General features: G+C 58.6%; 1 pseudogene. It reads right to left on the reverse strand.

The annotated features are described in order from the left end of the window. Positions 1–580: 580 nt before the first annotated feature. A pseudogene (locus EN932_RS35235) lies at positions 581–944 on the reverse strand (saccharopine dehydrogenase C-terminal domain-containing protein); the annotation flags it as partial. Positions 945–1,863: the final 919 nt, after the last annotated feature.

A 1,863-nucleotide genomic window follows, 5' to 3' on the forward strand; every position in this document is an offset into this window, starting at 1 on the left:
GTGTCGATGCCGGATTTTGAAACCAGCTGTTCTGCCGCGTCGTACGGCTTGCAACTCTCAGGCGTGACCGCGCCAGAGGCGATAGAGCACGCACCTAGCTTGCGTGCTTGTGCTGCTTAGCTGCGCAACGCCCCCGGGGGCGATGGGAACCGTCTGCGGCGATCCATGCTTCGGTGGGCTTGCAGCTCGCTTAGTCAAAGCGCTTCTCTGGGTAGGCACAGGGCGATCCGACCAACGGACAAGCGACGGCAGGACGAGAAATCGATGCTGCCGTCCAGTCCCGCCAGAATTGCCGCACGACAGGCAATGTAACGCGTGAAAGGCGTTTGAAACGTCACATTCGGCTATATGAGAATGAACGCCCCGATAAGAAGCGCGCCAAGCCCGATCGCGACGACAAGCCGTGTGGTGAGATCCATCAGGTCAATTTCCTTATTGCCAACTCTAACGTCTCGAGTTGGACGAGACCTTCCGTACGGAATCGTCGGTCCACGCCAATTGCCTCCGCGCCGGGAGAGAACCATGTCGGCAGCTTTGCCGGAGCAGAAACCCGTTGCGCCGCTGCCCTGCCCGGCGGCTATCATGAAACCAGCACATTCCGGAACTGCCAGGGATCGGATGTGTCGATGTCCTCCGGGAAGAGCCCAGGCCGGCCATCCAGAGGCGTCCAGTCCGTATAGACACCAACGAGAGAGCCAAGATAGGGCTTCTGGATCTCCAGGCAGCGCCGGAAGTCCAGATCTTCAACTTCCACGATGCCGGCCTCGGGGTTTTCAAGCGCCCAGACCATGCCTGCGAGCACAGCCGACGTGACCTGAAGCCCAGTAGCATTGTGATGGGGCACGAGCTGTCGTGTCTTCAATCGCGAGCTGCGAACCGTACCAAAACGCGTTTCTTGAATGGCCCTAAAGAAGCACGCCAAGTTCATCTATCCCGTCGACGATATGCGCGAAAGTTGTTGGACGCCTTCGCCGCCGAGGCTGCCATTAGGGGTGTTCGGCGGATCTGGGTGCAGAGCCACGATTTCCAGGCGCCAGGATTGTATGAAAAGGCCGGTTTTGTGCGTGTAGCTGAGTTTGCAGATTGGCCGGAGGGACACTCCAACGTTATTCTCTGCAGAACCCTGGAAGCCACGACGGCAACTCCATGACCACCATTTAGCGCAGGTAGCTGACGCGGACGCACTACCCGATATCGAACAGTCGGAGGGTGACGCTTACCGCGAAGTTGCGGAGCTGGCCTGGATTGCCGATGACGAAAACCAAACCGTCGAGCGTCACCGTGAACTTATCGCCAAGGGCACGTGCTGGGTAGCGGTGGAGCAGGATGGCCGGACGGTCGCATTCCTGAGCGCGGAGATCCAGGACGACACATTGCACATCTGGGAACTAGCTGCGCGCCTTGACCGACAACGCTCAGGTATCGGACGCGCCTTGCTCGAAAAGGCAATCACAGATGCGAGGAGCGCCGCCTTGTCGCGATCACCCTGACAACGTTTCGGGATGTGATCTGGAACGCGCCTTTCTATCAGAAGCTGGGCTTTCAGGTGCTGGGCGAGACGCATGCGGGAGACCGGCTTCGTCAAATACTGCGTCGGGAGATCGAACACGGGATGCCGGCAAGCAGGCGCTGCGCCATGCGCCTCATTCTCGGCTAGACGGAAATTGGCTAAAGTGATGGACAAAACCCTTGCTCTGGCAATGCCCGAATTTCGACCGGCTCTGATCGGCTGAGCTGGAAGGTTGATATCGCAGGCTAAAGAGCGTTGAAAAGCTGGCTCGGGCGGACCAATTTACATTGCGAAGAAGATTTTTCGCTATCCGGGAATAAAACGCCGCCCGCCCTGGTCTTCCATGCATACGC

Source organism: Mesorhizobium sp. M7A.F.Ca.US.002.01.1.1 (assembly GCF_004022955.1).
Lineage (GTDB): Bacteria > Pseudomonadota > Alphaproteobacteria > Rhizobiales > Rhizobiaceae > Mesorhizobium > Mesorhizobium ciceri.